The organism is Paracoccus alcaliphilus (assembly GCF_028553725.1).
GTDB lineage: Bacteria > Pseudomonadota > Alphaproteobacteria > Rhodobacterales > Rhodobacteraceae > Paracoccus > Paracoccus alcaliphilus.
In genome coordinates this window covers 3,387,849-3,414,536 of the sequence record NZ_CP067124.1, presented here as the reverse complement: position 1 = coordinate 3,414,536, position 26,688 = coordinate 3,387,849, and the positions used below count along the sequence as shown (strand labels likewise).

The 26,688-nt window shown below is 63.9% G+C and carries 25 protein-coding genes and 1 pseudogene; 16 read left to right on the top strand and 10 right to left on the bottom strand.

What is annotated here, in order from left to right:
• Nucleotides 1–129 precede the first annotated feature (129 nt).
• The 4 genes from fabD to dps all read left to right on the top strand — a co-directional run bounded on the left by fabD (nt 130) and on the right by dps (nt 2,898).
• Nucleotides 130–1,056, top strand: a complete 927-nt coding sequence (gene fabD, locus JHW40_RS17670; RefSeq protein WP_090614725.1) for an ACP S-malonyltransferase — start codon at nt 130–132, stop codon at nt 1,054–1,056.
• Between the two features lie 62 nt (nt 1,057–1,118).
• The gene (fabG, locus tag JHW40_RS17665; protein ID WP_090614728.1) at nt 1,119–1,856 is read left to right on the top strand and encodes a 3-oxoacyl-ACP reductase FabG; all 738 of its coding nucleotides are present in this window, start codon (nt 1,119–1,121) and stop codon (nt 1,854–1,856) included.
• A gap of 170 nt (nt 1,857–2,026) precedes the next feature.
• Nucleotides 2,027–2,260, top strand: coding sequence for an acyl carrier protein (locus JHW40_RS17660; RefSeq protein WP_090614731.1), 234 nt, complete (start codon nt 2,027–2,029; stop codon nt 2,258–2,260).
• 164 nt (nt 2,261–2,424) lie between these two features.
• Complete coding sequence (dps, locus tag JHW40_RS17655) at nt 2,425–2,898, top strand: DNA starvation/stationary phase protection protein Dps (RefSeq protein WP_090614783.1); 474 nt, start codon at nt 2,425–2,427, stop codon at nt 2,896–2,898.
• 74 nt (nt 2,899–2,972) lie between these two features.
• On the opposite strand, the gene JHW40_RS17650 is transcribed toward dps, so the two are convergent.
• Nucleotides 2,973–3,791: a sulfotransferase family protein gene (locus JHW40_RS17650; protein WP_090614734.1), complete on the bottom strand. Its 819-nt coding sequence runs from the start codon at nt 3,789–3,791 to the stop codon at nt 2,973–2,975.
• 166 nt (nt 3,792–3,957) lie between these two features.
• On the opposite strand from JHW40_RS17650, the gene JHW40_RS17645 reads away from it, so the two are divergent.
• Both JHW40_RS17645 and JHW40_RS17640 read left to right on the top strand, forming a co-directional pair.
• Nucleotides 3,958–5,535: a DUF5928 domain-containing protein gene (locus JHW40_RS17645; RefSeq protein ID WP_090614738.1), complete on the top strand. Its 1,578-nt coding sequence runs from the start codon at nt 3,958–3,960 to the stop codon at nt 5,533–5,535.
• Nucleotides 5,536–5,550: 15 nt separating this feature from the next.
• Nucleotides 5,551–5,934, top strand: coding sequence for an HIT domain-containing protein (locus tag JHW40_RS17640; protein ID WP_090614741.1), 384 nt, complete (start codon nt 5,551–5,553; stop codon nt 5,932–5,934).
• 45 nt (nt 5,935–5,979) lie between these two features.
• Here JHW40_RS17640 and JHW40_RS17635 read toward each other — a convergent pair whose 3' ends face one another.
• Nucleotides 5,980–6,921 carry an ABC transporter ATP-binding protein gene (locus JHW40_RS17635; RefSeq protein ID WP_090614744.1) on the bottom strand — a complete coding sequence of 314 codons (942 nt, stop codon included), beginning with the start codon at nt 6,919–6,921 and terminating at the stop codon, nt 5,980–5,982.
• A gap of 71 nt (nt 6,922–6,992) precedes the next feature.
• Between JHW40_RS17635 and JHW40_RS17630 the strand changes: the two genes are divergently transcribed.
• The 3 genes from JHW40_RS17630 to JHW40_RS17620 all read left to right on the top strand — a co-directional run bounded on the left by JHW40_RS17630 (nt 6,993) and on the right by JHW40_RS17620 (nt 9,757).
• The gene (locus JHW40_RS17630; protein WP_090614747.1) at nt 6,993–7,196 is read left to right on the top strand and encodes a zinc-finger domain-containing protein; all 204 of its coding nucleotides are present in this window, start codon (nt 6,993–6,995) and stop codon (nt 7,194–7,196) included.
• Nucleotides 7,197–7,261: 65 nt separating this feature from the next.
• A complete protein-coding gene (locus JHW40_RS17625) occupies nt 7,262–7,954 on the top strand; it encodes a metal-dependent hydrolase (RefSeq protein ID WP_090614749.1) in 693 nt (230 codons plus the stop codon).
• 6 nt (nt 7,955–7,960) lie between these two features.
• The gene (locus tag JHW40_RS17620) at nt 7,961–9,757 is read left to right on the top strand and encodes an aminopeptidase P family protein (RefSeq protein ID WP_090614752.1); all 1,797 of its coding nucleotides are present in this window, start codon (nt 7,961–7,963) and stop codon (nt 9,755–9,757) included.
• Between the two features lie 78 nt (nt 9,758–9,835).
• Here the strand turns inward: JHW40_RS17620 and JHW40_RS17615 are convergent, their stop codons facing one another.
• The 3 genes from JHW40_RS17615 to gltX form a co-directional block, all read right to left on the bottom strand.
• Nucleotides 9,836–10,504, bottom strand: coding sequence for an SDR family NAD(P)-dependent oxidoreductase (locus JHW40_RS17615; protein WP_090614786.1), 669 nt, complete (start codon nt 10,502–10,504; stop codon nt 9,836–9,838).
• Nucleotides 10,505–10,626: 122 nt separating this feature from the next.
• Nucleotides 10,627–11,919 (bottom strand): citrate synthase, encoded by a 1,293-nt coding sequence (gltA, locus tag JHW40_RS17610; protein ID WP_090614756.1) that lies wholly within the window; start codon nt 11,917–11,919, stop codon nt 10,627–10,629.
• Nucleotides 11,920–11,996: 77 nt separating this feature from the next.
• Nucleotides 11,997–13,394, bottom strand: a complete 1,398-nt coding sequence (gene gltX / locus JHW40_RS17605) for a glutamate--tRNA ligase (protein WP_090614759.1) — start codon at nt 13,392–13,394, stop codon at nt 11,997–11,999.
• Nucleotides 13,395–13,501: 107 nt separating this feature from the next.
• Between gltX and JHW40_RS17600 the strand changes: the two genes are divergently transcribed.
• On the top strand, nt 13,502–15,721 hold the full coding sequence (locus JHW40_RS17600; protein WP_090614762.1) for a ComEC/Rec2 family competence protein: 2,220 nt from the start codon (nt 13,502–13,504) through the stop codon (nt 15,719–15,721).
• Nucleotides 15,722–15,737: 16 nt separating this feature from the next.
• On the opposite strand, the gene JHW40_RS17595 is transcribed toward JHW40_RS17600, so the two are convergent.
• Nucleotides 15,738–17,102 (bottom strand): aminotransferase, encoded by a 1,365-nt coding sequence (locus JHW40_RS17595; protein WP_090614765.1) that lies wholly within the window; start codon nt 17,100–17,102, stop codon nt 15,738–15,740.
• A 397-nt stretch (nt 17,103–17,499) separates the two neighbouring features.
• Here JHW40_RS17595 and JHW40_RS17590 point away from each other — a divergent pair, with 397 nt between their 5' ends.
• Nucleotides 17,500–17,826 (top strand): hypothetical protein, encoded by a 327-nt coding sequence (locus tag JHW40_RS17590; protein ID WP_090614768.1) that lies wholly within the window; start codon nt 17,500–17,502, stop codon nt 17,824–17,826.
• Nucleotides 17,827–18,350: 524 nt separating this feature from the next.
• On the opposite strand, the gene JHW40_RS17585 is transcribed toward JHW40_RS17590, so the two are convergent.
• The 4 genes and pseudogenes from JHW40_RS17585 to JHW40_RS24255 all read right to left on the bottom strand — a co-directional run bounded on the left by JHW40_RS17585 (nt 18,351) and on the right by JHW40_RS24255 (nt 21,997).
• Complete coding sequence (locus tag JHW40_RS17585; RefSeq protein ID WP_272848964.1) at nt 18,351–19,766, bottom strand: IS4 family transposase; 1,416 nt, start codon at nt 19,764–19,766, stop codon at nt 18,351–18,353.
• A 120-nt stretch (nt 19,767–19,886) separates the two neighbouring features.
• The gene (locus JHW40_RS17580; protein WP_090616778.1) at nt 19,887–20,183 is read right to left on the bottom strand and encodes a hypothetical protein; all 297 of its coding nucleotides are present in this window, start codon (nt 20,181–20,183) and stop codon (nt 19,887–19,889) included.
• Nucleotides 20,183–21,703 (bottom strand): annotated as a pseudogene (tnpC, locus tag JHW40_RS17575) (IS66 family transposase); the annotation flags it as partial. The gene JHW40_RS17580 and the pseudogene tnpC, both read right to left, overlap by 1 nt.
• Nucleotides 21,704–21,706: 3 nt before the next feature.
• A complete protein-coding gene (locus JHW40_RS24255) occupies nt 21,707–21,997 on the bottom strand; it encodes a transposase (protein WP_419182453.1) in 291 nt (96 codons plus the stop codon).
• Nucleotides 21,998–22,280: 283 nt separating this feature from the next.
• On the opposite strand from JHW40_RS24255, the gene JHW40_RS17565 reads away from it, so the two are divergent.
• The 5 genes from JHW40_RS17565 (at nt 22,281) to JHW40_RS17545 (ending at nt 26,554) form a co-directional block, all read left to right on the top strand.
• A complete protein-coding gene (locus tag JHW40_RS17565; RefSeq protein ID WP_272848964.1) occupies nt 22,281–23,696 on the top strand; it encodes an IS4 family transposase in 1,416 nt (471 codons plus the stop codon).
• A gap of 477 nt (nt 23,697–24,173) precedes the next feature.
• Entirely contained in the window at nt 24,174–24,419 is a 246-nt protein-coding gene (locus JHW40_RS17560) for a hypothetical protein (protein ID WP_211657433.1), read from the top strand.
• Between the two features lie 200 nt (nt 24,420–24,619).
• Entirely contained in the window at nt 24,620–24,802 is a 183-nt protein-coding gene (locus tag JHW40_RS17555) for a hypothetical protein (RefSeq protein WP_090617241.1), read from the top strand.
• A gap of 1 nt (nt 24,803) precedes the next feature.
• Nucleotides 24,804–26,075, top strand: a complete 1,272-nt coding sequence (gene murA / locus JHW40_RS17550; RefSeq protein ID WP_090617243.1) for a UDP-N-acetylglucosamine 1-carboxyvinyltransferase — start codon at nt 24,804–24,806, stop codon at nt 26,073–26,075.
• Between the two features lie 2 nt (nt 26,076–26,077).
• Entirely contained in the window at nt 26,078–26,554 is a 477-nt protein-coding gene (locus tag JHW40_RS17545; protein ID WP_090617245.1) for a DUF2948 family protein, read from the top strand.
• The last annotated feature ends 134 nt before the right edge of the window (nt 26,555–26,688 follow it).

The window sequence follows — 26,688 nt, the reverse complement described above, 5'->3', positions numbered from 1 at the left end:
AGGCCGGAAATGGAATGATCGGGGGCCTTCGGGCCCCCTTTTTCGTCATGTGCGGGCGGGGTTTGGTTGCGGTGTTACCAGCCGCGCGATATGCCCAAGGGGAACAGTCACATGACGAAAGGGTTTTTGATGCGGGCTTTCGTGTTTCCGGGGCAGGGGGCGCAGACCGTTGGCATGGGGCGCGAACTGGCCGAAGCCTATCCCGCCGCGCGCGATGTCTTCGAGCAGGTGGATGAGGCTTTGGATGAAAAGCTGTCGGCGCTGATCTGGGACGGCGATATCGAGACCCTGACCCTGACGCAGAACGCCCAGCCCGCGCTGATGGCGACCTCGATGGCGGCGTTCCGCGCGATGGAGGCCGAGGGGTTCAACATTCTGGATGCGAATTTCGTCGCCGGGCATTCGCTGGGGGAATATTCGGCGCTGTGTGCCGCGGGGGCGCTGTCGCTGGAGGATACGGCGCGGTTGCTGCGCCTGCGCGGGCAGGCCATGCAAGAGGCGGTGCCGGTCGGGCAGGGCGCCATGGCCGCGATCCTTGGGCTGGATTTCGAGACCGTTGACCGGATCGCGCGCGAGGTGGCGGGCGATGAGGTGGTTCAGGCGGCCAATGACAACGACCCCTCTCAGGTGGTGATCTCGGGCCACAGGGAGGCGGTCGAGCGTGCCGCCGAGGCGCTGAAGGCGGCGGGGGCCAAGCGGGCGATGATGCTGCCGGTTTCGGCACCGTTCCATTCGGTGCTGATGCAGCCTGCGGCGGCGGTGATGGCCGATGCGCTGGCCGGGGTTGATATCCAGCCGCCCGCCGTGCCGCTGATCGCCAATGTCCGCGCCGAGGCGGTGATCGAGCCGGGCGCGATCCGCCGCCTGCTGGTCGAGCAGGTCACCGGCACCGTGCGCTGGCGCGAATCGATCGCCAATATGGCCGGCGCCGGTGTGGTCGAGTTCTGGGAGATCGGCGCGGGCAAGGCGCTGTCCGGCATGATCCGGCGGATCACGAAAGAGGCCACGGTGCGCAATGTCGGCGCGCCGGCGGATATTGCGGCGCTGAAGGGCTGAGGACGGGCCGGGGGCCAGCCCCCGGACCCCCGGGATATTTTGACACCAGAGATGAGGCAGGGATGTTCGATCTGACAGGCAGGAACGCGCTGGTGACGGGCGCATCGGGGGGGATCGGCGGCGCGATCGCCGAGGCGCTGCACGCGGCGGGGGCAACGGTCGCCCTGTCGGGGACGCGCGAGGCGCCCTTGCAGGAGCTGGCGGGGAAGCTGGGCAGCCGCGCCCATGTGGTGCCTGCCGATCTGTCGGATGCCGAATCGGTTCTGGCGCTGCCGAAGGTGGCGGCCGAGGCGATGGGGTCGGTCGATATTCTGGTCAACAATGCCGGGATCACCCGCGACAATCTGTTCATGCGCATGTCCGACGAGGAATGGGCGCAGGTTCTGGAGGTGAATCTGACCAGCGTGTTCCGGCTGAGCCGCGCGGTGCTGCGCGGGATGATGAAGGCGCGCTGGGGGCGGATCGTTAACATCACCTCGGTTGTGGGGGCCACCGGCAATCCGGGGCAGGGCAACTATGCCGCTGCCAAGGCGGGGCTGGTCGGCATGTCGAAATCGCTGGCCTATGAGGTCGCAAGCCGTGGCATTACCGTGAATTGCGTGGCGCCGGGCTTTATCGCCACCGCCATGACCGACAAGCTGAGTGACGAGCAGAAGGACAGGATCCTGACGCAGATTCCGGCGGGAGTGATGGGGCGGCCCGAGGATATTGCCGCGGCGGTCCGGTATCTGTCCAGCCCGCAGGCGGGCTATGTCACCGGCACCACCTTGCATGTCAACGGCGGCATGGCCATGCTGTGACCGGTCGGGCGTGGGGGCAACTCGGCATGGAAAAGCGTTGAAAAGCGGTTGCATGAACGCTTATCGGTGCTATATCCCCGCGCTTGGCAGCAGGGAAACCGCCCTGTGCTGATGCAGGCCGGAGGCTTGCGCAAAATTTGGGCGGATGCCCGCGAATGTGAGGATATGACATGAGCGATATCGCTGATCGCGTGAAGAAGATCGTGGTGGAGCATCTGGGTGTGGATGAAGAGAAGGTGGTCGAATCCGCCTCGTTCATCGACGATCTGGGTGCCGACAGCCTCGATACCGTGGAACTGGTGATGGCTTTCGAGGAAGAGTTCGGCATCGAGATCCCGGACGACGCCGCCGAGACCATCCAGACGGTTGGCGACGCGGTGACCTTCATCAAGGGCGCGCTCTGATCCAGAGCAGCCCCTGGCCGATCAACGGCATGCGGAAACGGCGCCTCGGTGAGGCGTCGTTTCTTTTTGTGCGTATCCATGCGGCAGCGGCATGGCCGTCATGCGCAGGGAACTGACAGCGCCGTGAGATGGTTGATGTGGCAAAGCCGCAAAAGGAGACCAACATGGCTGTTGACGTAAAGGGGCTGACAGACAATGCCCGCAAGACCGCGATTTCCGAACTGAATGCGCGACTGGCCGATGGGCTGGCGCTGGCGCTGGCGATCAAGCAGGCGCATTGGAACGTGAAGGGGCCGAATTTCATCGCCGTGCATGAGTTGTTCGACACGGTCTATGCCAATCTGCAAGCGCATCTGGATGTGTTTGCCGAGCGTGTGCAACAACTGGACGGCGTGGCCGAGGGCACGGCGGAAGTGGTCGCCAAGACCAGCACGCTGAAGGCCTATCCGACCGATCTGACGAAATCCGCCGATCATATCCGCCAGATCTGCGCGCGGATGCGGGATCATGGCGAGAAATTGCGCGCCGCCATCGATTCCACGGATGAGGCCGGGGATGCCAATACGGCGGATATCTTTACCGCCGCGTCACAGACCGCCGACAAGGATCTGTGGTTCCTGGAAAGCCATCTGGAATGACCGCAGCCCGCAGGCGCGCGTGATGTGACCGAAAAGGGGGCGATGCCATGTCCGGCATTGCCCCTGTTGCCTGTTCAGCGGCCCAGTTTGGCGTGGACTTCGGCCAGGTCGATCTCTCCGACCGGGAACTTGTTGTCGGGATCGTCGAAGTCATAGCGGAACAGCTGGAAATCATCCTTGTAGATTTCCCAGATCAGGTGCCGCGACAGGTCGTCGAAATAATCGCTGACCTTGAAGGCGCGCTTGGGCCCGTGACCTTCGGATTCGTTGAAGCGCGGCACCGAGGCCAGATCGACCTTGACCGGGGTTTCGGCGCTGTCCAGCAGCTTTTGCATGCCTTCGTTGAACGTCTCGGTATAGAAGATCTGGTCGTAATGGCCGCCATTCACGATGAAGGTCGAGATATGGCCCGACATGGCCGACCAGTGGATGTCGGGCTCCATCGGGCGGCGCCAGCGGATGGTATCGCGGGCGAACAGCAGGAATCGGCGAAAGCTGGCGACCTGATCGAACTCGAAACCGTTTTCGGGGCTGCCGACATCGATTCCGTAACGCTGCGTCAGCTGCGGCACCAGATTGCCGCGATAACGGCGGCCGTTGCGCTGGATGCCGGCGATCTTGTCGAAGAAGGACGACAGGATGCGGGCATAGGGGTTGCGCACCACGGTAAAGCTGGGGGCCTTGCTGTGACGGACGGCCTGCTCGATTGCCTTCTGGCTGTGTTCCTGCGACCACTTGTGCAGACCGTCGGTCGAATCATGGATGTCGCCATCAAAGAACCGCCCGTGATCGGAATAGAACATGATCTGGCCAATGGTCGAGCAGGCACATTTTGGCACGACCCGATAGATCATGCTTTCGCTTTCGGTCATCCACACGCCGGGAAATGCCATATGTCTTCTCACCTTCCGTTAGTCTGGCACATGACCATCCGGGGAATTTTCCCCCGATGGGTTGCCCGTGCGTTGAAAATTGCTACAGACAAAAAGCAAATCGCGGCGTGATTATCAACGCCTTCCGTTGCTTTGTCGGAAACCAGCCGGAACAGACAGCACAGACATGGCCCGTATTGCCTTTATCCTGCTGACGCACAAGGATCCCAAGGGTGTCATTGCCCAGGCCCGGCGGCTGACTGCCGCGGGCGACTATGTCGCGATCCATTTCGATGCGCGCGCGAATTCCGACGATTTCCGCGCCATCCGCACTGCGCTGGCCGATGATCCCGGTGTCACCTTCGCGCGCAAGCGGCTGAAATGCGGCTGGGGCGAGTGGTCGCTGGTGGCCGCCACGCTGGAGGCGCTGAAGGCCGCCGCCGATGCGTTTCCGCAGGCGACGCATTTCTATATGCTGTCGGGCGATTGCCTGCCGATCAAGTCGGCGGAATATGTGCATAATTTTCTGGATGCCGAGGATTTCGACTATATCGAGAGCTTCGACTTCTTCGAAAGCGACTGGATCAAGACCGGCATCAAGGCCGAGCGGCTGATCTATCGCCACTGGTTCAACGAACGCACCCAGAAGCGGCTGTTTTATGCCAGCATGGGGTTGCAGCAGCGATTCGGCCTGACGCGGGACATCCCCAAGGACATCCGCATGATGATCGGGTCGCAATGGTGGTGCCTGCGGCGCGAGACTGTCGAAAGCGTGATGACCTTCTGTGAATCGCGCCCCGATGTGATGCGCTTCTTTGCCACGACATGGATCCCGGACGAGACCTTCTTTCAGACGCTGGTCGCCCATCTGGTGCCACGACGGCAGATCCGCACCCGGACACTGACCTTCCTGATGTTCACCGATTACGGCATGCCGGTGACCTTCTATAACGACCATTACGATCTGCTGCTGCGTCAGGACTATCTGTTCGCGCGCAAGATCAGCCCCGAGTCGCTTGAGCTGCGCGACAGGCTGGGTGCGCTGTGGCAGGAAACCGGGATGGAGTTTCCGCTGTCGGGCGAGGGGCCGCGGCTGTTTCAGTTCCTTGTCGGTCGGGGCCGCGTCGGGCGCCGTTTTGCCCCCCGCTTCTGGGAGACCGAGGGCAGTCTGGGCCGGTCGCGCATGGTGCTGCTGATCGTGGCCAAGAAATGGCACATCGCCAAGCGACTGACCGACGGCATCCGCGCCACGACCGACATTCCCGCCGTCGATTACGTCTTCAACGAGCTTGCGGCCAATCTGCCGGATATGGGCGGTGTCGCCTCGACGCTGGACAAGCGGCAGCGCCATCGCCGGGCGCTGGTCAAGATGCTGTTCGACCAGATGGAGACGCCGAATCTGGTGCTGTGCCTCGATCCGTCGGCGCTGTCGCTGATCGCGGATTTTGCGTCGGACCGGGCCGAGACGCGGATCCTGTTCGTGGACAGCCCCTTTGACGACGATTACCTGCGCGGCCACATGATCCGCGTGGGGCTGGTCAGTGTCGGCACCCCGTCCGAGGTCGTGGACCGCCTGCTGCCGGTCGTGCGCGGCGATCTGGAACACGAGGCCGAGCGGCTGCGCGACATGGATTTCGCCCGGTTCGAGGTGATCTCGCCCGAGCGCACCACCGACCACAATGCCGAGGCCATTCAGCGGTTTCTGGACGTGCCGCCCGAGACCGCGCAGCAGCTTGCCGAAATTCCCCATCTCTTCGCCGACTGACGAAAGGAGCCGACGATGGCTTTCGATTATGATGACAACAACATCTTTGCCAAGATCCTGCGCAACGAAATCCCCAACGACACCGTGGCCGAGAACGAACATGCGCTGGCCTTTCGCGACATCCGGCCTCAGGCGCCCAGCCATGTGCTGGTGATCCCCAAGGGGCGTTATGTCAGCTATGACGATTTCGCCGCCAATGCCTCGGATGCCGAGATCGTCGGCTTCACCCGGCTGTGCGCCGAGGCCATCGCCAAGGAAGGCGTCGGGCTGGATAGTGGCGGGCAGGGCTTCCGTACCGTGGCCAATACCGGCGTCCACGGCGTGCAGGAAGTGCCGCATTACCATCTGCACATCATGGGCGGGCGGGTGATGGGCCCGATGCTGGCGCTGCGCGACTGAAGCGGACGCGACTGACGCCCACGCGACCAAACCCGACGCGGGGGCCTAACCCCGCGTCAGTTCGACGAACACATCCTCCAGATCGGGCTGCTCGCTGGCCACGTCCAGAATCGGCACGCCCGCACCGCGCAGCGCGTCCAACAGCGTATCCGCGCGGATACGCGAGGGCGGATAGGTGATCGCCAGCCGCCCGTCCTCGCGCCATTCGGGATGGGCGCCCTCGGGCAGGGCGGGCAATTCGACCCGCCCGCCTGCGTCGATCACCAGCGTCTTGCCGTCCATACCGTCCAGTAATTCGCGGGTGGGTTTGCGCACGATCAGCTCGCCATGATTGATGATGGCGATTTCGTCGCACATCTGTTCGGCCTCTTCCAGATAATGCGTGGTCAGGATGATGGTCATGCCCTGTTCGTTCAGCCTGCGGATATTGGCCCACAGCATTTCGCGCAAGGTGATGTCCACGCCCGCCGTGGGCTCGTCCAGCACAAGGATCTGCGGGCGATGCACCAGCGCCTTGGCCAGCAGCAGCCGCCGCCGCATCCCGCCCGACAGGTTGCGGGCATAGGCATTGGCCTGCTCGGTCAGCCCGACCAGTTCCAGAAGCTCGTCGGTCCAGCGTTCGCGTTTCGGCACGCCGTAAAGGCCCGCCTGAACCTCCAGGCTGGCGCGGGGGGTAAAGAACGGGTCCATGTTCAGTTCCTGCGGCATGACCCCGATGGCCGCGCGGGACTGGCGCGGGTTCACATCCTGATCGAAACCCCAGATCCGCACCCGCCCGGCGGTCTTGTTCACCAGCCCGGCAAGAATGTTGATCATCGTCGATTTGCCCGCGCCGTTCGGCCCCAGCAGCCCGAAGATGCTGCCGGTCGGGATGGCAAGATCGATTCCCATCAGCGCCTGTTTGGCCGGGGCATTGCCGCTGGCTGCATAGGTCTTGCGCAAACCCGTGATCTCGATTGCGTTTCCTGCTGTCGATCCGTCTGGCATCCGGCCTGTCTCCCGGCTAATATCGTGGCCCGACATATCCCGCGTTTCGCGTCAAAGCTCAAGGAACCGCCATGACCGCCGCCAGCCCGGAACACGCCGCGCCCGAAACCCAGATCGTCACCACCTGGAAAGTCGCCTGCGACGGCGATGAGGCCGGCGGGCTGGGCCATCCCCGCGTCTGGCTGCCGATCCCGCGCGATACCGGCTGGGTCGAATGCGGCTATTGCGACAAGCGTTTCGTGATCGACCGCGACCACGCGCATGACGACCACTAGGTCGGTGCTGGTCACCGCCGCGACCTGCCGCTAACCTGCCCCCGATATTCGAACAGGAGGCAGCGATGAAACTGACCTGGCTTGGACATTCCGGCTTTCGTCTGGAAATCGAACAGGCGGTGATTCTGATCGACCCGTGGCTGTCGGGGAACCCGATGTTTCCCGAAGACCGGCGGGCCGAGGCGATCACCGGCGCGACCCATATCCTGCTGACGCATGGTCACGGCGATCATACCGGCGATGCGCAGACCATCGCGAGAGAGCTGAAGATCCCCGTTGCCGGCATCTATGACCTGATCAATTTCTGGCAAAGCCGCGACGGGATAGAGGGGATCGGCTTCAACAAGGGCGGCACCATCGATCTGGGCGGCGCGCAGGTGACGATGGTCAATGCCAGCCATTCCAGTTCGCTGGACGGTGCCGATGGGCCGGTCTATGCGGGCCACGAATCGGGCTATATGATCGCGGGCGAGGGGCATGTGATCTATGTCTCGGGCGATACCGACATCATGGCCGACATGGGCTGGATGGGCGAATATCATCAGCCCGATATCGGCATCCTGTCGGCGGGCGGCCATTTCACCATGGACATGAAGCGCGCCGCCTTCGCCGCGAAGAAGTACTTCGATTTCAAGACGGTGATCCCCTGCCATTACCGCACCTTCCCGCTGCTGGAACAATCGGCCGAAGCACTGAAATCCGGCCTGCCCGGCGTCGATGTGATCGAGCCCGAAGTCCTTGCGCCCATCGCCCTGTGATCCATCATGTATCAAAGCTTTGACGATCCGGCTGGCGGGGGCGATCACGCCGCCCGCCTGACCGCGCTGCGGGCGCGCCTGCGGAACCTGTCGCTGGACGGCTTCATCGTGCCGCGCGCCGATGCCCATCAGGGCGAATATGTGGCCGATGCCGATGCGCGGCTGGCATGGCTGACCGGATTCACCGGCAGCGCGGGGTTCTGCATCCTGACCCATGATCGCGCCGGGGTCTTTGTCGATGGCCGCTATCGCCTTCAGGTCCGCACCCAGATCGACACGGGCTGCTTTACCCCGGTGGACTGGCCCGAGACACGCCCTTCCGCATGGCTGCAAGAGGCATTGCCCGAAGGCGGCCGCATCGGTTTCGACCCCTGGCTGCACACCCGGGCCGAGATCGAGGCGATGGAAAAGGGGCTGGCTGGCTCTGGCATCGGCCTGATCGGGCTGGACGAAAACCCGCTGGACGCGGTCTGGAGCGATCGCCCCGCGCGGCCCATCGGTCCGGCCCGCGCCCATGATGAGGATCTGGCCGGGGAATGCGCCCATGCCAAGCGCCACCGGCTGGCCGATATGCTGGTCGATGCGGGGCAGGCGGCGGCCTTTTTGTCGCTGCCCGACTCGATTTCATGGCTGCTGAACATCCGCGGCAGCGATCTGCCCAAGAACCCGGTGGTGCAGGGCTTCGCGATCCTGTCCGATAACGGGCATGTCGCGCTGTTTGTCGATGCGGCCAAGTTCGACGACCAGCTGCGGGCGCGGTTGGGCAATGAGGTGACGATCCTGCCTCCCGACGGGCTGGTCGCCGCCCTTGGCAACCTGCAAGGCCCTGTGCGCCTCGACCCGGCAACGGCCCCCGAAGCCGCCTTCCGCCTGATCGAGGCCGCGGGCACCCGGATTGCCCGCGCCCCCGATCCGGCGGTGCTGCCCAAGGCGCGCAAGAACGTCGCCGAACTGAGCGGGATGCGCGCCGCCCATCAGCGCGACGGCGTGGCGATGGTCCGGCTTCTGGCCTGGCTCGATACGCAGGACCCGGCGCAACTGACCGAGATCGACGTGGTCCGGCGACTGGAAGCTCTCCGGCAAGAGGCCGGGATCACCGATATCAGCTTCGACACGATCTGCGGCGCGGGCCCGAACGGCGCCATCGTCCATTACCGCGTCACCCATGCCAGCAACCGCCGCCTTGCGGCCTCGGACCTGCTGCTGATCGATTCCGGCGGCCAATATGCGGATGGCACCACCGACATCACCCGCACGGTCGCCCTCGGAACGCCGCCGCCTGAAGCCATTGCGCCCTATACCGCCGTGCTGCGCGGCATGATCGCCCTCAGTCGCGCGTGCTTCCCCAAAGGAGTGGCCGGCGGCCATCTCGACGCGCTGGCCCGGCAGTTCCTGTGGCAGCAGGGGCTTGATTACGACCACGGCACCGGCCACGGAGTCGGCGCGGCGCTTTGCGTCCATGAAGGTCCGGCACGGATCAGCCGCGCCAGCGATCTACCCCTCGAACCCGGCATGATCCTGTCGAATGAGCCCGGCTATTACCGCGCGGGCGCCTTCGGCATCCGCATCGAGAACCTGATCGTGACGACCGAAGTCAAGGCCGAACCCGGCCGCAATATGCTGGGTTTCGAGACCCTGACCCTCTGCCCCATCGACCGCCGCCTGATCGACACCAACGCGCTCTCCACCGAGGAAATCGCCTGGCTCGACACCTACCACGCCCGCGTGAGAACCGAACTCGGCCCCCATCTCGACCCCGACAGCCAGAACTGGCTGGACCGCGCCACTACCCCGCTGACCTGAAACCCGCCCCTCGCACTCCTCGAAAATACCTCCGGGGGGCGTGGGGGGCAGGCAGCCCCCCACCGTCGCGGGACGCAATCACAGCCCGGCCAGTATCCGCGCGGCCTCGTCCTTGCAGGGTGTCAGGGCGGTCCGGTCCTCGCCCGGAAAGAACCGGGCGCGGGTGGCGGTCGGCATCGGGGCGGGCTCGGCGATGACGATCCGGGGGCCGATCTTCGCCGTTTCCGCCTGCCAGCTGCGGGCCAGCGCGATCTGCGCCGCCTTGGTCGCGCCATAGGCGCCAAAGAACTTGGCCCCGCCGCGCGGATCGTCAAAGAACAGCGCCGTGCCCTTGCGCGCGATCAGCAAGGGTTCCAGCAGGGCGATCAACCCGCGTGTCACCTCGACATTGACCAGCATGGATTTCGACCAGTCCTTGCCGTCGATATGCGGCGCGGGCGACAGGGGCGCGGCATGGATGGCGCAATGCGCCCACAGATCCAGCCCGCCCCAGCGGCTGGCGATGGCCTCGGTCATCTGCTGCATGGCCGGGGCCTCGGCCACATCCATCGGCGCCAGCGTGGAGCTGCCGCCCAGCCCGCGGATGCGGTCGTCCAGCTCTTCCAGCCCGCCGACGGTGCGGGCGACGGCCAGGACGTGATATCCCTGCGCCGCCAGCAACTCGGCCAGCGCCGCCCCCAACCCGCGCGAGGCGCCGGTGACCAGCGCCAGTTTCTGCGCCGGATTTTCCTGATGCGTATCGTTCATGCCCGTCCCCATGCCAAAGCCCGGCTGCGCGTGCAAGCCGTCTTGTCGCCGCAGCCAACATGAGGCCGCCAATGAAAAGGCCCCCGGCAAAGGGGGCCTTCGTCGTCCGCCGTCCGCCGCGATCAGCGGTTGGCGACATCCACATAGTCGCGCTTGTCCGAACCGACATACAGCTGGCGCGGGCGCCCGATCTTGTTCTGCGGATCGCCGATCATCTCTTTCCACTGTGCGATCCAGCCGACCGTGCGCGACATCGCAAAGATCGGCGTGAACATCGAGGTCGGGAAGCCCATCGCCTCGAGGATGATCCCCGAATAGAAATCGACGTTGGGATAGAGCTTCTTCTCGATGAAATACTCGTCCTCCAGCGCGATCTTTTCCAGTTCCTTGGCGACCTGCAGCGTCGGGTTGTTCTGGACGCCCAGCAGCCCCAGCACCTCGTCGGCGGATTCCTTCATCACCTTGGCGCGCGGATCGAAGTTCTTGTAGACCCGGTGGCCAAAGCCCATCAGCTTGAACGGATCGTCCTTGCTTTTGGCCTTCTGGATGAAATCGGGGATCCGGTCCACGCTGCCGATCTCGCGCAGCATTTCCAGACAGGCCTGATTGGCGCCGCCATGGGCCGGGCCCCACAGACAGGCGATGCCCGCCGCGATACAGGCAAACGGGTTCGCCCCCGAGGATCCGGCCAGACGCACGGTCGAGGTCGAGGCGTTCTGTTCGTGATCGGCATGCAGGGTGAAGATCCGGTCCATGGCGCGGGCCAGGGCGGGATCGACATCGTATTTCTCGGCCGGGACCGAAAAGCACATATGCAGGAAATTGCTGGCATAATCCAGCTCGTTGCGCGGATAGACGAAGGGCTGGCCGATCGAATACTTATAGGCCATCGCGGCGATGGTCGGCAGTTTCGCGACCAGCCGGATCGAGGCGACCTCGCGCTGCCACGGATCGTTGATATCGGTCGAATCATGATAGAATGCGGACATCGCGCCCACCACCGCAACCATGGTTGCCATCGGGTGGGCGTCGCGGCGGAAACCGCGGAAGAAGTTGTGCATCTGTTCATGCACCATCGTGTGGCGCGTGACGCGGTTCTCGAAATCGATCATCTGCGATTCGGTCGGCAATTCGCCGTAAAGCAGCAGATAGCAGACTTCGAGGTAATGCGACTTGCCCGCCAGCTGCTCGATCGGATAGCCGCGATACCACAGCTCTCCCTTGTCGCCATCGATATAGGTGATGGTGGAATCGCAGCTTGCCGTCGAGGTGAAGCCGGGATCATAGGTAAAGACATCCGCCTGACCATAAAGCTTGCGGATATCCAGGACCTCGGGTCCGACGGTGGGCTTGAGGATCGGAAGCTCGTATTCGGCCCCATTCACCTTGATTGTCGCCTGTTTCGGTTCGGCCATCAAAAACGTCCTTTCCGGCTTGCGCCAGGCCATCCGTCATAACGCTCGGGGCGGCCCTGGCATGTGGGGACAGGCAATCAGCCTGCCAATTCGGTCTGGTCCTGAAGCCGGGCCAGCGATTCATCGCGGCCTAGCGCCGTCATCATGTCGAACACGCTGGGGGTGGCGGTCCGTCCGGCCAGAGCGGCGCGCAGGGGCCCCGCAATCTTGCCCAACCCGACGCCATTTTCATCGGCAACCGTCTTGGCCGCCTGCTCCAGCTCGTCTCGCTGCCAGCTAGCATGCTGCAATGCGGCAGTCAACGATTTCAGCATACCACGGGATACCGTATCCAGCGATCTAGCCGCCTTTTCATCGACCTCGACGGGCCGGTCGATCAGCGCGAAACGGGCCTGATCCAGCAGCGCAGGCAGGGTTTTCGCCTTTTCCTTCAGCGCGGGCAGCGCCAGAGTCAGGCGTTCCCTCTGACGTTCGGTCAGCGCCGGGGCGCCGGTTTCCTTCAGGAAATCCTCCAGCGTTTTCAGCAGCGCCTGGTCGTCCATCGCGCCGATATGGTGGCTGCTGACATGCTCCAGCTTCTTGAAATCCAGCCGGGCAGGGGCACGACCGATTCCCGGCAGATCGAACCATTCGCGGGCCTGATCGTCGTCGAACAGCTCATCGTCGCCATGGCTCCAGCCCAGACGCGCCAGATAGTTGCGCATCGCACTGGCCGGATATCCCAGCGCGGCGAATTCATGCAGCCCGACCGCACCGTGGCGTTTCGACAGCTTCTTGCCATCCTCGCCATGAATCAGCGGGATATGGGCAAAGACCGGGCGTGGCCAGCCCATCGCATCATAGATCTGGATCTGCCGCGCGGTATTGGTCAGGTGGTCATCCCCCCGGATCACATGCGTCACGCCCATGTCGTGATCGTCCACCACGACGGCCAGCATATAGGTGGGTGTGCCATCGCTGCGTAACAGCACCATGTCGTCCAGCTGATCGTTGGCGACGCGGACATCGCCCTGCACCGCATCCTGGATCACCGTTTCGCCCGTCCGCGGGGCCTTCAGGCGAATCGCAAAGGGGGCGTCGGGCAGATCGGTCGCGTTGCGCCACGGGCTCTGGAACGGCTGGCGGGGGTTCGCGTCGCGCCAGACGGCGATTTCCTCGGGCGTGGAAAAGCACTTATAGGCCGTGCCTGCCGCCAGCATCTGATGCGCGACCTCGGCATGGCGGTCCTTGCGGGCGAACTGGCTGATCGGCTCTCCGTCCCAGTCCAGACCCAGCCATTTCAGGCCCTTGAGGATCGCCTCGGTGGCCTCGGGGGTGGAACGCGCGCGATCGGTATCCTCGATCCGCAGCAGGAACCTGCCGCCCCTTCCGCGTGCATACAGCCAGTTGAACAGCGCCGTGCGGGCACCGCCGATATGCAGATAGCCGGTCGGCGAGGGGGCGAAACGGGTGACGACGGGACGGGTCTGGGTCATCGCGGCCTTCTTGAGTCTTATAGGGGTGGACGCGGTTAACCATTTCGTAAGGGTTGCCTGTCATCCTCGGGGCCGAGTGATAGAGAAGCGGTCCGGAAAGAACAAGAATGTCTGCCACGTCAGGCATGGCCCCACCAGCGATCCAGCCTGCGATCCCGTCCGCACGTCCAAAGGCGTTGGCGGCGGCGGTTCCGCGCCGGCCCCGGCCTGCGGCCACCAACCGGGCGGGATTGTTCCTGTGGGTGCCGGTCTGGATGTCGGCGGGAATCGCGGCGTGGTTCGCCGCGCCGGGCTTCTGGTCGGTGCAGATGCTGGCGCTGACCGGGCTGACGGGTCTGGCCGCGCTGATGGTTCTGACGCTGGCGCCGGGTCTGGCGCTGCGGGGCAGGTTGGGCTGGCAGGCGGCGGATATGCTGCGGATGATCGCGGCCGCCGTGGCACTGACGGTGGCGGGGGTCGGGCTGACGGCCACCCGTTCGGCGCTGGTCGCGGCCCCGGTGATGGAGTGGCGCTATTACGGCCCGGTCGAGGGGCGGCTGGTCGTGATCGACCGCTCTTCGCGTGACCGCATCCGGCTGACGCTGGATCAGGTGGTGCTGAAGAATACCGCGCCCGAGCGGGTGCCGCGCCGTGTCCGCCTGTCGCTGATGGGCGCGGCGGCGACGGGTGACATGCCCGCGCTGGGTCAGCGGATCATGCTGACCGGCCATCTGGGACCGCCGCCCGGTCCGGCCTCTCCCGGCAGTTTCGATTTTCGGCAATTCGCGTGGTTCAGCGGGCTGGGCGCGGTCGGTTACGCCCGCAATCCGGTGATGAGCGTCGCCCCGCCCGAGGGCGGCATGTGGGGGATGCACCGGGCGCGGATGTCGATCAGCCGTGCCATTCAGGACCATATCGGCGGGCAGGAGGGGGCGGTGGCCTCGGCCCTGATGACCGGCGACCGGTCCGGTATCAGCGAGGCCACGAACGAGATCATGCGGGCCTCGAACCTTTACCACATCATCTCGATTTCCGGGCTGCATATGGGGATGCTGGCGGGTTTCGTCTATAACGCGCTGCGGCTGGCGCTGGTGCTGGCGGGCGGTCTGGGGGTGCTGCTGCCGGGGCCGACGCACAAGCTGGCGGCGGCGGCGGCGATGATGGCTGCCGCGATCTATCTGTGGCTGTCGGGCGGCGGGGTCGCGACCGAGCGGTCCTTCATCATGGTTGCCGTCATGCTGGGCGCGATTCTGGTGGACCGGCGGGCGATCTCGCTGCGAACCGTGGCGCTGGCGGCGGTGCTGATCCTGATCTACAGCCCCGACGCGGTGACCTCGCCCGGTTTTCAGATGAGCTTTGCCGCCACGGTCGCGCTGATCCTCAGCTATGGGCCGTGGATGAAAGTGGCGCGGCGCGTGCCCTGGTGGCTGCGGCCCGTGTGCATGCTGGTGATTTCGTCATTCGTGGCGGGAATGGCGACCTCGCCCATCGCGGCGGCGCATTTCAGCCGGATGGCGCAATACGGGTTGATCGCCAATCTGCTGGTGGTGCCGGTGATGGGTGCGCTGGTCATGCCCGCCGGCGTGATCGCGGCAATTCTGGGGCCGCTGGGTCTGGCCGCACCGGCGCTGTGGGTGATGGGGATCGGAACGAAATGGATGCTGATCGTGGCGGATCGCGTCGCCGGGCTGGGTGGTGCCGTCACCGCGATTCCGCTGCCGCCGTGGCAGGTGCTGCCGCTGATGTGTTTCGGCGCGATGCTGACCATCCTGTGCTGGCGGCCCGGGCAGGGCTGGCGGCGGGTGACACCGCCCTTCGCGGGCTTTGTGGCCGGCTGGCTGATGCTGCTGGGGGCGGGCGGGCTGTGGCTGGGAACCTCTCGCCCGGCGCTGCTGATCGCGCCCGAGGCCGAGGCGGTGGGGCTGATGACGCCCGCGGGACGCGCCCTGTCGAAACCGGCGGGGGGCAGTTTCGTCGTCTCGACATGGCTGCTGGAGGATGGCGATATCGCCACGCAGGAACAGGCGGCGGCACGGGCGGGCTGGCAGGGCGACCGGCGCGACCGCTGGATCGACTGGCCCGAGGCCGGGCTGAGCGTCTGGCATTTCACCGGCAAGGGGTCGGCGGATCGGGCCTTGCAGGCCTGTCAGCCCGGCCGGATCGTGATTGCGTCAGAACCCGTCCCGAACGCGCGGCGCGACGGCATGGCGGCCTGCGGGCTGATTGACCCCTGGGCCTTGCGCGACACGGGCGCGCTGGCCGTCGATCCGGCGGATGGCGGGCTGCGGATCACCTCGACCCGCGACCATCTGGGGCGGGTGCCGTGGGGCGGGCGTCATGCCCGTTGAAGCCCGCCCATATCCATCATGCCAGTTCGGCAAAGACCTTCTTCAGCGCCTGTTCCAGCTTGTCGAACATCTCGTCCATCTGTTCTTCGGTCAGGACGAAGGGCGGACACAGCACGATGGACTGCCCCAGTGGGCGGCAGATCAGGCCCAGATCGGTGCAGGTATTGGCGATACGCTCGCTGACCGACAGATGGGCGTCGAAAGGGGTTTTCGTGGGCTTGTCCCTGACTGCCTCCAGCGCCCACATGAAGCCCACGCCGCGCAATTCGCCGATATGGTCGCTGCGCTCCATGATGGCGCGCAGCCCGGCCTCCAGCCGCGGGGCAAGGCGGCGGACGTTTTCGGCCAGCCCCTCGTTCATCACCACGTCGATGGCCTTCAGCGCGACGGCGCAGCCGACCGGATGGCCCGAGGCGGTGAAACCATGCGGGAATTCCTCGATCTTCTCGACCGCCGCCTGCAACCTGTCGGCCAGTTCCGGCCCAAGGATCACCGCGCCCATCGGGAACAGTCCGGCGGTCAGGTTCTTCGAGGAGATGATCGCATCCGGCATGAAATCATAGGTCTGGCAGCCCCATGTATTGCCGGTCCGCCCGAAGCCGCAGATCACCTCGTCCGAGATCACCGGAATGCCGTATTTGCGCAAAACCGGCAGCACCGCCTGGAAATAACCCGCCGAGGGCGGGATCACCCCCCCCGCGCCCATCACGGGTTCGGCAAAGAAACCCGCAATGGTGTCGGCCCCCTCGCGCTGGATGGTGTCCTCCAGCTCCTGCGCCAGCCGGGCGGTGAACTGCTGTTCGGTCTCGCCCTCATGGCCAAAGCGCCAGTAATGCGGGCAGGTCAGGTGGATGAAGCCGGGCAGGGGCAGGCCGAACACCTCGTTATAGGGCTTGCCGGTCATGCTGGCGGAAACGGCGGTGACGCCGTGATAGGCATTCCAGCGGGTCAGGATCTTGCGGCGCTGCGGATTGCCCTCGCTGGCGTGAAGGAACCACAGCATCTTGACCATGGTGTCATTCGCCTCGGAGCCGGAATTGGTATAGAAAACCTTGCCGCGCTCGAACGGGGACACCTCGACCAGCTTTTCCGACAGCATCACGGTCTGGTCGGACATGCGCCCGAAAAAGGCGTGATAGCCGGGAAAGCGGTCGTATTGCGCCTTGGCGGCCTCGGCCAGACCCTTGTGGTCGAAGCCTGCGACCATGTTCCACAGGCCGGAATTCGCGTCCAGATAACGCTTGCCGTTCACATCGACGACATAGGGCCCCTCGCCATGCGTCACCACCACCGCGCCGCGCTGATGCACGCTTGGCAGATCGGTAAAGCCATACAGCGAATATTCGTCGGCGCGGGCTTCCCAGCTTTGCGGTTTGGTCATCGGCTTGCCTCCATGGACAGGGTTGCGGGCAGGCTATCCGCGCCACGCGGCGCGTTCAATGGGGGCAGAGCGGCATTCCAACCGACCGCACCGCCCTTGTCGCAAATCGCCAATGGCGGGGGAGGATCCAGCCGTCAGATTCAGGCCGTGGTGATGCCCGGCTTCTCGACATTGTGGCTTGAGCTGTCCGATCAGGCTCTACCTCGTGGTTGACGCCATTGGCCTGCCGGCACGGTCGTACTGACCACCCGCCATTTGATATGAATGGGCTTAACGCAGCCTTGCCGGCGTTCGCCATGTCATCGCCGGGCTGCTTTCTTCAGGCTATCTGTCCGGCGCAAATTGCAGAAGAATGTCATTAACTTGGTTCTCCCAGTGATTGCATCAAGCGGTTTCCATGTATTACACTATATGGGATGAATATACCGACCCCGGCCCGCCCTTACAGGAAGGCATCATTATGGCTTTGGCGATCATGGGAGTTGTCGCTGCGATCATATGCTCTGTTGGGGCACTGTTACTGGGTGTCCCGTGGTGGGCGATTCCGCTGATCTATATGGGGGCGGGTTCGGTGACGCTGTTGGGCTGTGCGATATGGGTCTATCTTCGCACTCCCGATTTGCCAAAGCAGCGCGACTGTCCCGACGATAGGCAAACACCCACGGCTGCGGTGCAAATCACACCGATGCGGGTTGTCCCGATCCAGGACATCGCCGGAAGCTGAGGCCATGTCAGCCTCAGGCTTCAGTCTGACATGTCACACCATTGTTTCGTTGTTCCAACGTAGTTGCCTGATGCTCCGATTTGCTGGCGCGATCCTTTCTCGGGAATGGGAGGAAGCAGTATGGACCAGGTTCGTCCCTGGAGCGCCAAGACCACGCACGCCATCCGAGCAACAATACAGCGATCGGAAGCTTCGATCGCGATACCGGGAGCTGGGCACCAACCCGATAAGGGTGGCGAAATGGGGCAAACGACCTGCCAGTACAGGAGGTCCAGACCGCAATCGCAAACGCTTTGAATGTCCTCGGCAATCAGGAGATCTCCAGTGCCCTATACTGAGCTCACCCCGCATACGATCCCTGACGGGATCGTGATGATCAGGCCGTAGAACCTGCTTGAGGATGAGACCGTCGGCAAGATCATGGGCTTTGCCGCGGAGTTGTCGCATCAGATCACCCGGTTCAAGGTAAACGGTGCAAAGACCTCATGTTTTCATAAATCGTAACCGACCGATTGTTCTTGCAGTTACCCATATGTCTCGGATGATGGTGTTTCGGCGATGCGAGCGCCTTCGACAAGATCGGCGAGGCGGGAGAGGCCGCGCCATATGACGGTGGTTCCTGGTGGCGCATCGGAGGTCCGATCGAGATAGCCGCCGAGCCGCGCGACGAGTCTGACATAGAAATCGAGGTCACGCGGAAGCTTTTGCTTGCTCTCGGGCGCTGTGCGCTCGAGCAGTTGGCGTTCGGCGTCGGTGAAGACGGCAGCAGGCGATGCTTTCGGCACCTCTCGGCCGAGCATCGTCATCCATGACACGCGCCAGGACACGACGCAGCACAACGCGATACAGTTTGCCAGTCGATCAGCCGTGGCCAGGCGCAGCTCTTCGATCCGGCACCCGGTCTTCAGGGTCCGGAAGAATGTCTCGATCTTCCAGCGCAGCGCATACCATTGGAGCTTGTGGATTGCGTCCGCGTGGGTCGCCACCGGCAAGTTCGTGATCAGCTTCCAGAAGACGGGCACCCGGCCTTCCGGCGGGTCAAGCTCCTCGGCATGGATGATCTGAAGATTCTGATGCCGGTATTTCCGCTGCTTTCCGATCGGCGGGCGGACCGTCATTGTAGCGTGCCGGACCGAGAGCACGGCGCAATGATCCTTGCCCTGCGCATCGCGGAACCGGACCTCGTGGGTGCCGCTGGACTGCACCTCTGCCATCACCTTGGCAATGGTCGTGCCGCCATCCTCCGCCAGACGGTCGACGCAGCTGCGGACGAGGAACCCGGTCCCGAGTTCTTCGGACAGGCAGTAGAGTTCGTATATGTCGCTTTCCCGATCACCGATATGCACGCAGCGCTCTGGCACCCCTGTCAGTTCGGTGGACAGGCGCAGATTGTCGAGCCAGCGCATGCTTTCCTTCTGTTCGATCGGCACCCGGGTCGGATTGATCTTCCGTTTAAGAGCGGCGGTTCCCTTGAACTTGCTGCGCGACCAGAACTTGGCCGCCGTCAGGCCGAGCGGCAGCCCATCCGGCGTGATGGCCATGCTGGCATGCATCAAAAGCCCGCAGACCGCATGTTTCTGATAGCGACCTTCCTTCAGTTTGCGTCCAGTCGACACCGTCGTGAACCCCACCTTCTCCGGAGCCGAACGCTTGAAGGAGAATTCCGTGGTGTCCTGCAGGATCAGGATGGGACCATCGGTTGCCCGGATGCGCAGGGCAGAGGCAGCGAAATGGCCCTCGAGGATCTTGTCCTCGCTGACATTGCCGTTAGCAAAGAAGCGGTAGGCGGCCTTGGTATTCGACCAGTCCTGGAATGCCGTCGGCAGCGATTTTCCCGGCCGTTCCCCGAGGGCCTCGAGCATTGCCTCAAGCCGCCTGTTCAGCCTGACATCTCCCAGATCGCATCCGGCCGTTTCCGTTTCCACCCAACTCTGTCCCATGTCTGCACCTCAATTATTCGGTGCCACATGACGAATCATGATCGCTTGTGCTCAGGCAAGGCCAAGTCTGGTGGGTGAATCAATTCGCCGCACCACTTGTGGGTAACTGCAAGCCGATTGTTACCGCAGCGATTGGGCTTTGATGCGGGCGACGAGTTCTGTGTCATCGACAAGGTCGTCGAGGAACGCGTGCCAGGTTTCGGTGGTGATGCGCGCGTCCCTGAGCATGTCTTTCAGTTCGTCGATACCGTCATCGGTCAGGGCGGTGACGGTGTCATCGGGGCCGGTATAGACGCTGATGATCGCGCCGTAGGTCAGGTTGTCATCGTTGTAGACGATGGCTTCGAGAAGCTCGGGGTCCTCGCCCAGCATCTTTGCGACGTAGTCGAGGGTGCAGACGTGGGTGACGGTTGCCATCAGGCGGCCTCGTGCTGGGCGGAGGGCAGCGGCGACCAGTTCCAGGGCAGCAGATCGTCGAGCCGGTTGATCTTGTGATCATGGATACGGGCCAGAATGTCGGCCAGATAGGCCTGCGGGTCCAGGCCATTCATTTTGGCGGTCTCAACGATGGTCATGGCCCGGGCCAACGTTTCGGCTCCGGTATCGGCCCCCGCGAAGAGCCAGTTACGGCGGCCAACGCCGATCGGGCGCAGGGCGCGCTCGGCCGGATTGTTATCGATGCCCACGCGCCCATCGGACAAGAACAGGCTGAAGGCGTCCTGACGGCTCAGCCCATAACGGAAGGCTTTGGCCAGATCCCCCTTGCCGGGGATCCGCGAGAGTTGGCTCTCTGACCAGGCGAAGAAGGCCTCGACCTTCGGGGCGCTGTGCTTCTGGCGCGCGGCAAGACGGATCGCGGCGGGATGACCGGTGATCTCCCGCTCGATGTCGTAGAGCGCGCCGATACGGTCGAGCGCTTCGCGGGCGATCGCGGATCTGGTCTTGTCCCATTCGTCATGGAAGTCGCGCCGCAGGTGGGCCCAACACGCTGCCTCTTGCAGGCGGTGCGCCCCATCCGGCTGTGGAGCATAGAGCTTTGCATATCCCTTGTAGCCATCGGCCTGCAGGATGCCGCGGGTGTTGGCCAGATGGCGATGGACGTGTTCTTCCTTCCAATCCGGCGCAAACGCATAGACAGCACCGGGGGGCGAGGCACCCGACCAAGGCCGCTGGTCACGGATATAGGCCCAGATCCGGCCCTTCTTCACGCCCTTGCCCAGCCCCTTGTCCCGGCCCACACGATCCAGCACCCGGATCGGTGTATCGTCGGCATGCAGCAGGTCGCTGGTCATCACGTCCGCCTCGATCCGTTCGATCAACGGGGCCAGCACCTTCATGGCGCGACCGCACCAGTCGACCAGTGTGCTGTCGGGGATATCCGCTCCCATCCGGGCGAAGATCTCGTGCTGGCGATACAAGGGAAGATGGTCGTCGAACTTGGAGACGAGGATATGCGCCAGCAGGCCCGCGCCTGCCACGCTGCCGGGGATCGGGCGGCTGGGGGCCGGAACTTGCACCATGCGTTCGCAGCGGCGGCAGGATTTCTTGAGCCGGGCGATCTGCACGACCTTCAACTGTGCCGCGATCAGATCCAGCATCTCGCTGACATCCTCGCCCACCAGACGCAGATCGCCACCGCAATCGGGGCAGCACCTGCCGGGGTCCAGTTCCTGCCGCTCGCGCGGCGTGCTGTCCGAGACCCGAGGGCGGCGGCGGGAGGGGCGGTCAGAGACGCCATCGGTCGCTGACGTTTCCAGCGTATCATCGCCCTGACCGTCAGCCGGGACCGAAGTCTCGCTTTCGGCCGTCGCGATCAGCAGATCCTCCAGCGCCAGCTCAAGCTGCTCGATCTCGCGCTCGATCTTTTCCGAGGACCGGCCGAACACCTGCTTCTTCAGCCTGGCGATGCGTAACCGCAGGGCCTGGATCAACTGGTCCGATCATACGGCCTCCAGCACACGGATCAGCCGCGCAAGAGATCGGTCATCGATCGTCTCGGCGCAACGAACATGCCGACCGTTGCGCAGCAATATCTCGATCATCGGCACCGACCCGGGTGCCAGGGGCTGGCTGCGGCCAGCGGCATCTTCGTCAACCGCCACAAACAGCGCCGAACCCGAGACAGGCCAAAGCCCCTTGCGCCGCATCTCCTGGCGCCACTGATAGATGTGTTGCCGCGTCAGGTCGGCCTCGCGCGCGACATCCGTCACCGTCCTGCCGTTGACACCCACGCGCTCCAGGACCGAAATCTTCTCGGCATCCGACCATCTACGGCGACGCTCCCGTCCCAGAACCCCAACATGACCCACAGATCTCAGCTCCCCGATACGACGTCGGTAAGGACGTCAATAACGACGTAGCTTAAGGTCCGAGACCCAGATCAAAAGGCGGTGGCAACCGGCTTGCAGTTACCCACAAGTGGTGCGGCGAATTGATTCACCCACCAGACTTGGCCTTGCCTGAGCACAAGCGATCATGATTCGTCATGTGGCACCGAATAATTGAGGTGCAGACATGGGACAGAGTTGGGTGGAAACGGAAACGGCCGGATGCGATCTGGGAGATGTCAGGCTGAACAGGCGGCTTGAGGCAATGCTCGAGGCCCTCGGGGAACGGCCGGGAAAATCGCTGCCGACGGCATTCCAGGACTGGTCGAATACCAAGGCCGCCTACCGCTTCTTTGCTAACGGCAATGTCAGCGAGGACAAGATCCTCGAGGGCCATTTCGCTGCCTCTGCCCTGCGCATCCGGGCAACCGATGGTCCCATCCTGATCCTGCAGGACACCACGGAATTCTCCTTCAAGCGTTCGGCTCCGGAGAAGGTGGGGTTCACGACGGTGTCGACTGGACGCAAACTGAAGGAAGGTCGCTATCAGAAACATGCGGTCTGCGGGCTTTTGATGCATGCCAGCATGGCCATCACGCCGGATGGGCTGCCGCTCGGCCTGACGGCGGCCAAGTTCTGGTCGCGCAGCAAGTTCAAGGGAACCGCCGCTCTTAAACGGAAGATCAATCCGACCCGGGTGCCGATCGAACAGAAGGAAAGCATGCGCTGGCTCGACAATCTGCGCCTGTCCACCGAACTGACAGGGGTGCCAGAGCGCTGCGTGCATATCGGTGATCGGGAAAGCGACATATACGAACTCTACTGCCTGTCCGAAGAACTCGGGACCGGGTTCCTCGTCCGCAGCTGCGTCGACCGTCTGGCGGAGGATGGCGGCACGACCATTGCCAAGGTGATGGCAGAGGTGCAGTCCAGCGGCACCCACGAGGTCCGGTTCCGCGATGCGCAGGGCAAGGATCATTGCGCCGTGCTCTCGGTCCGGCACGCTACAATGACGGTCCGCCCGCCGATCGGAAAGCAGCGGAAATACCGGCATCAGAATCTTCAGATCATCCATGCCGAGGAGCTTGACCCGCCGGAAGGCCGGGTGCCCGTCTTCTGGAAGCTGATCACGAACTTGCCGGTGGCGACCCACGCGGACGCAATCCACAAGCTCCAATGGTATGCGCTGCGCTGGAAGATCGAGACATTCTTCCGGACCCTGAAGACCGGGTGCCGGATCGAAGAGCTGCGCCTGGCCACGGCTGATCGACTGGCAAACTGTATCGCGTTGTGCTGCGTCGTGTCCTGGCGCGTGTCATGGATGACGATGCTCGGCCGAGAGGTGCCGAAAGCATCGCCTGCTGCCGTCTTCACCGACGCCGAACGCCAACTGCTCGAGCGCACAGCGCCCGAGAGCAAGCAAAAGCTTCCGCGTGACCTCGATTTCTATGTCAGACTCGTCGCGCGGCTCGGCGGCTATCTCGATCGGACCTCCGATGCGCCACCAGGAACCACCGTCATATGGCGCGGCCTCTCCCGCCTCGCCGATCTTGTCGAAGGCGCTCGCATCGCCGAAACACCATCATCCGAGACATATGGGTAACTGCAAGAACAATCGGGCCGTTACGTTGAACAGGCGCAACAAAGACAAGCGTGATCTTATCGGAGTTGGCAGAAGGGGGCTTTGCCCCCGTCGCTGCGCGACTCCCCCAAGGTATTTTCAAGGAGTGCGAGGATACAGGAGGTCGCGCCTCCCTCGCACTCCTGCCAAATACCTTCTTGGGGGACTCGAATCAGGCGCGGCGCAGGGGGACCATGCCCAACGGGCGCCGCACATCGCCCGACGCACTTCGCGCTATGGCAATCGAGCGGATCCAGGAGCGCTGCTCAGTCGCTGCCTGCCTCTGATGATGCGCAATCCCAGCTTCGCGGAACCTGTAGACTTCGTCCGTCGCCAAGGCCAGCGGCGGAAGCTGTCGGAGGCTGCCATCGCTTCGCCCATTGAAGCGCTGAAACACCCTTTCTGGCGGGGTCGCCCACCCAGCTTGGGCACCGTCTTCCACGAACAGGGGATATTTCCATGAAACATCGGCACAATGCGCGACAAGCGCGTGATCGCCGGAGGACGGTGAGATCTGCGGCACGTTCTGTTGCAGGCAGCACCCGCCGCCGCATGTCACAACCGGTGCTGAAGCCGCTGACAAAACGCCTCAAAGGGCGCGGTAAGCCGCACAAGCTCATCATCGCTGCAGTCGCGCGCAGCCTGGGCACGATCGCGAACGCGGTCCTCAAAAACCACGCCATGGCCGACCCACCCGTCGATTAGACACCGCCGCTAACTGGAATATAAAGCCATGTCAGGCATCGGCATCGATCAATGGAAATGGTACTTCCGACATAGGGCACCATCACACTCGTTCGGGGATCGCAGGTGATCGTGTAAATTCTGGTGCCGCGTCGGGTAAAACGGGGGGGAGTGCCCGGGCTTTGCTGGACTGTCCGCCATGCGGAGGCTAACAGGATCGGATGACTGATCGTTCGAAAGATGGCAAAGGCGCGTCCGGCAAGGGCGCGGCGGGGCGCGAAGAGCGGCTGCGAGCCGCCTTGCGGGCAAATCTGCAGCGGCGCAAGCAGCAGGCAAGGGCCCGGGCGGAAAAGACGATCGGCAATAACGACAACAAAGACGATACAGGCGGAGACGACAGCTAGGATGGACCAGATCATTGTTCAGGGTAATGGCCCTCTGCAGGGTGAGATACCGATTGCGGGGGCCAAGAATGCCTGTCTGACGCTGATGCCGGCGACGCTGCTGACCGATCAGCCGCTGACCCTGACCAATGCGCCGCGGCTGTCGGATATCCGCACCATGACGGCCTTGCTGCAAAGTCTGGGGGCCGAGGTCGCGCCGTTGCAGGACGGGCAGGTGCTGGCGCTGTCCAGCCATGCGCTGACCAGCCATCGCGCGGATTATGACATCGTGCGCAAGATGCGGGCCTCGATTCTGGTGCTGGGGCCGATGCTGGCGCGGGATGGCCGGGCCGAGGTGTCGCTGCCCGGTGGTTGTGCCATCGGCGCGCGTCCGGTCGATCTGCATCTGAAGGCGCTGGAGGCGATGGGGGCAGAACTGGATCTGCGCGACGGCTATGTCTTTGCCCGCGCCCCATCGGGCAGGTTGCGCGGGGCAGTGGTTGATTTTCCCATCGTCTCGGTCGGGGCCACCGAGAATGCGCTGCTGGCGGCAACCTTGGCCAAGGGGACCACGGTGCTGAAGAATGCCGCGCGAGAGCCCGAGATCGTCGATCTGGCGCAATGCCTGCGCCGCATGGGCGCGCAGATCGAAGGCGAGGGCACCGGCACCATTACCATTCAGGGCGTGGATACGCTGAACGGCGCGACCCATCCGGTGGTCACCGACCGGATCGAGTTGGGGACCTATATGCTGGCGCCGGCGATCTGCGGGGGCGAGGTCGAATGTCTGGGCGGCCGGATCGATCTGCTGTCGGCCTTTTGCGAGAAACTGGACGAGGCCGGGATCAGCGTCGAGGAAACCCCGCGCGGGCTGAAGGTCAGCCGCAAGAATGGCCGCGTCCGGGCCGTCAATGTCACGACCGAGCCTTTCCCCGGTTTTCCGACCGATCTTCAGGCGCAGTTCATGGCGCTGATGTGCGTGGCCGAAGGCACCAGCGTGCTGGAAGAGACGATCTTCGAGAACCGCTTCATGCACGCCCCGGAACTGACCCGCATGGGCGCGCGGATCGAGGTTCATGGCGGCCACGCCACCGTCACCGGGGTCGAAAAGCTGCGCGGCGCGCCGGTCATGGCGACTGATCTGCGCGCCTCGGTCAGCTTGATTCTGGCCGGGCTGGCCGCCGAGGGACAGACCACCGTCAGCCGCGTCTATCACCTCGATCGCGGATACGAGCATGTCGTGCGCAAGCTGCGCGGCGTCGGAGCCAGGATCGAGCGTATCAAGGAGGAATGAACATGGCCGAAGATGCCCGTTTCGCGGATGCCGACCCGCGTCCGTTGACGCTGATGGCCGAGGATGAGACCGATCTGCGCATCATCTCGGCGCTGGTGCAGGATGCGGTCCTGCCCGCCAGCGAGATCGGATATGACCCGAAGGCGCGGCGTCTGGCGCTGCTGTTGAACCGGTTCCGCTGGGAGGATGTCGAGCAGGCCGGAGCCGAGCGTCGTCCGTTCGAGCGGGTGCGCGCGTTGCTGATCGTGCATGATGTGTTGCGCCTGCAAAGCGACGGCATCGACCGCGACAAGGATACCGTGCTGGAGCTGCTGGCGCTGACATGGCAGCCGGGCGATGACGGCACCGGGCGGCTGCTGCTGGAATTCGCGGGCGACGGGACCCTGGCGGCCGAGGTCGAATGCATCAATCTGGAACTGCGCGATGTGACCCGGCCCTATGTCGCGCCGTCGGGCAAGATTCCGCGCCATCCCGACTGAGGCGGGGAGGGGGCTCGCCGCCCCCTCTTGGCCTGCGGCCAATTCACCCCGCAGGTATTTGCAAGGAGCGCGGGAATGCGGGTGCTTGAGGCTGCTGCGGCTTGCCGCTAACAAGGCGCGATTGCAGGGGGATG

What these genes read in the sequence shown, in the direction of transcription:
- fabD (WP_090614725.1), top strand. Translation starts at nt 130, where the DNA reads ATGCGGGCTTTCGTGTTTCCGGGGCAGGGGGCGCAGACCGTTGGCATG.
- fabG (WP_090614728.1), top strand. Translation starts at nt 1,119, where the DNA reads ATGTTCGATCTGACAGGCAGGAACGCGCTGGTGACGGGCGCATCGGGG.
- JHW40_RS17660 (WP_090614731.1), top strand. Translation starts at nt 2,027, where the DNA reads ATGAGCGATATCGCTGATCGCGTGAAGAAGATCGTGGTGGAGCATCTG.
- dps (WP_090614783.1), top strand. Translation starts at nt 2,425, where the DNA reads ATGGCTGTTGACGTAAAGGGGCTGACAGACAATGCCCGCAAGACCGCG.
- JHW40_RS17650 (WP_090614734.1), bottom strand. Translation starts at nt 3,791, where the DNA reads ATGGCATTTCCCGGCGTGTGGATGACCGAAAGCGAAAGCATGATCTAT.
- JHW40_RS17645 (WP_090614738.1), top strand. Translation starts at nt 3,958, where the DNA reads ATGGCCCGTATTGCCTTTATCCTGCTGACGCACAAGGATCCCAAGGGT.
- JHW40_RS17640 (WP_090614741.1), top strand. Translation starts at nt 5,551, where the DNA reads ATGGCTTTCGATTATGATGACAACAACATCTTTGCCAAGATCCTGCGC.
- JHW40_RS17635 (WP_090614744.1), bottom strand. Translation starts at nt 6,921, where the DNA reads ATGCCAGACGGATCGACAGCAGGAAACGCAATCGAGATCACGGGTTTG.
- JHW40_RS17630 (WP_090614747.1), top strand. Translation starts at nt 6,993, where the DNA reads ATGACCGCCGCCAGCCCGGAACACGCCGCGCCCGAAACCCAGATCGTC.
- JHW40_RS17625 (WP_090614749.1), top strand. Translation starts at nt 7,262, where the DNA reads ATGAAACTGACCTGGCTTGGACATTCCGGCTTTCGTCTGGAAATCGAA.
- JHW40_RS17620 (WP_090614752.1), top strand. Translation starts at nt 7,961, where the DNA reads ATGTATCAAAGCTTTGACGATCCGGCTGGCGGGGGCGATCACGCCGCC.
- JHW40_RS17615 (WP_090614786.1), bottom strand. Translation starts at nt 10,504, where the DNA reads ATGAACGATACGCATCAGGAAAATCCGGCGCAGAAACTGGCGCTGGTC.
- gltA (WP_090614756.1), bottom strand. Translation starts at nt 11,919, where the DNA reads ATGGCCGAACCGAAACAGGCGACAATCAAGGTGAATGGGGCCGAATAC.
- gltX (WP_090614759.1), bottom strand. Translation starts at nt 13,394, where the DNA reads ATGACCCAGACCCGTCCCGTCGTCACCCGTTTCGCCCCCTCGCCGACC.
- JHW40_RS17600 (WP_090614762.1), top strand. Translation starts at nt 13,502, where the DNA reads ATGTCTGCCACGTCAGGCATGGCCCCACCAGCGATCCAGCCTGCGATC.
- JHW40_RS17595 (WP_090614765.1), bottom strand. Translation starts at nt 17,102, where the DNA reads ATGACCAAACCGCAAAGCTGGGAAGCCCGCGCCGACGAATATTCGCTG.
- JHW40_RS17590 (WP_090614768.1), top strand. Translation starts at nt 17,500, where the DNA reads ATGTATTACACTATATGGGATGAATATACCGACCCCGGCCCGCCCTTA.
- JHW40_RS17585 (WP_272848964.1), bottom strand. Translation starts at nt 19,766, where the DNA reads ATGGGACAGAGTTGGGTGGAAACGGAAACGGCCGGATGCGATCTGGGA.
- JHW40_RS17580 (WP_090616778.1), bottom strand. Translation starts at nt 20,183, where the DNA reads ATGGCAACCGTCACCCACGTCTGCACCCTCGACTACGTCGCAAAGATG.
- JHW40_RS17565 (WP_272848964.1), top strand. Translation starts at nt 22,281, where the DNA reads ATGGGACAGAGTTGGGTGGAAACGGAAACGGCCGGATGCGATCTGGGA.
- JHW40_RS17560 (WP_211657433.1), top strand. Translation starts at nt 24,174, where the DNA reads ATGAAACATCGGCACAATGCGCGACAAGCGCGTGATCGCCGGAGGACG.
- JHW40_RS17555 (WP_090617241.1), top strand. Translation starts at nt 24,620, where the DNA reads ATGACTGATCGTTCGAAAGATGGCAAAGGCGCGTCCGGCAAGGGCGCG.
- murA (WP_090617243.1), top strand. Translation starts at nt 24,804, where the DNA reads ATGGACCAGATCATTGTTCAGGGTAATGGCCCTCTGCAGGGTGAGATA.
- JHW40_RS17545 (WP_090617245.1), top strand. Translation starts at nt 26,078, where the DNA reads ATGGCCGAAGATGCCCGTTTCGCGGATGCCGACCCGCGTCCGTTGACG.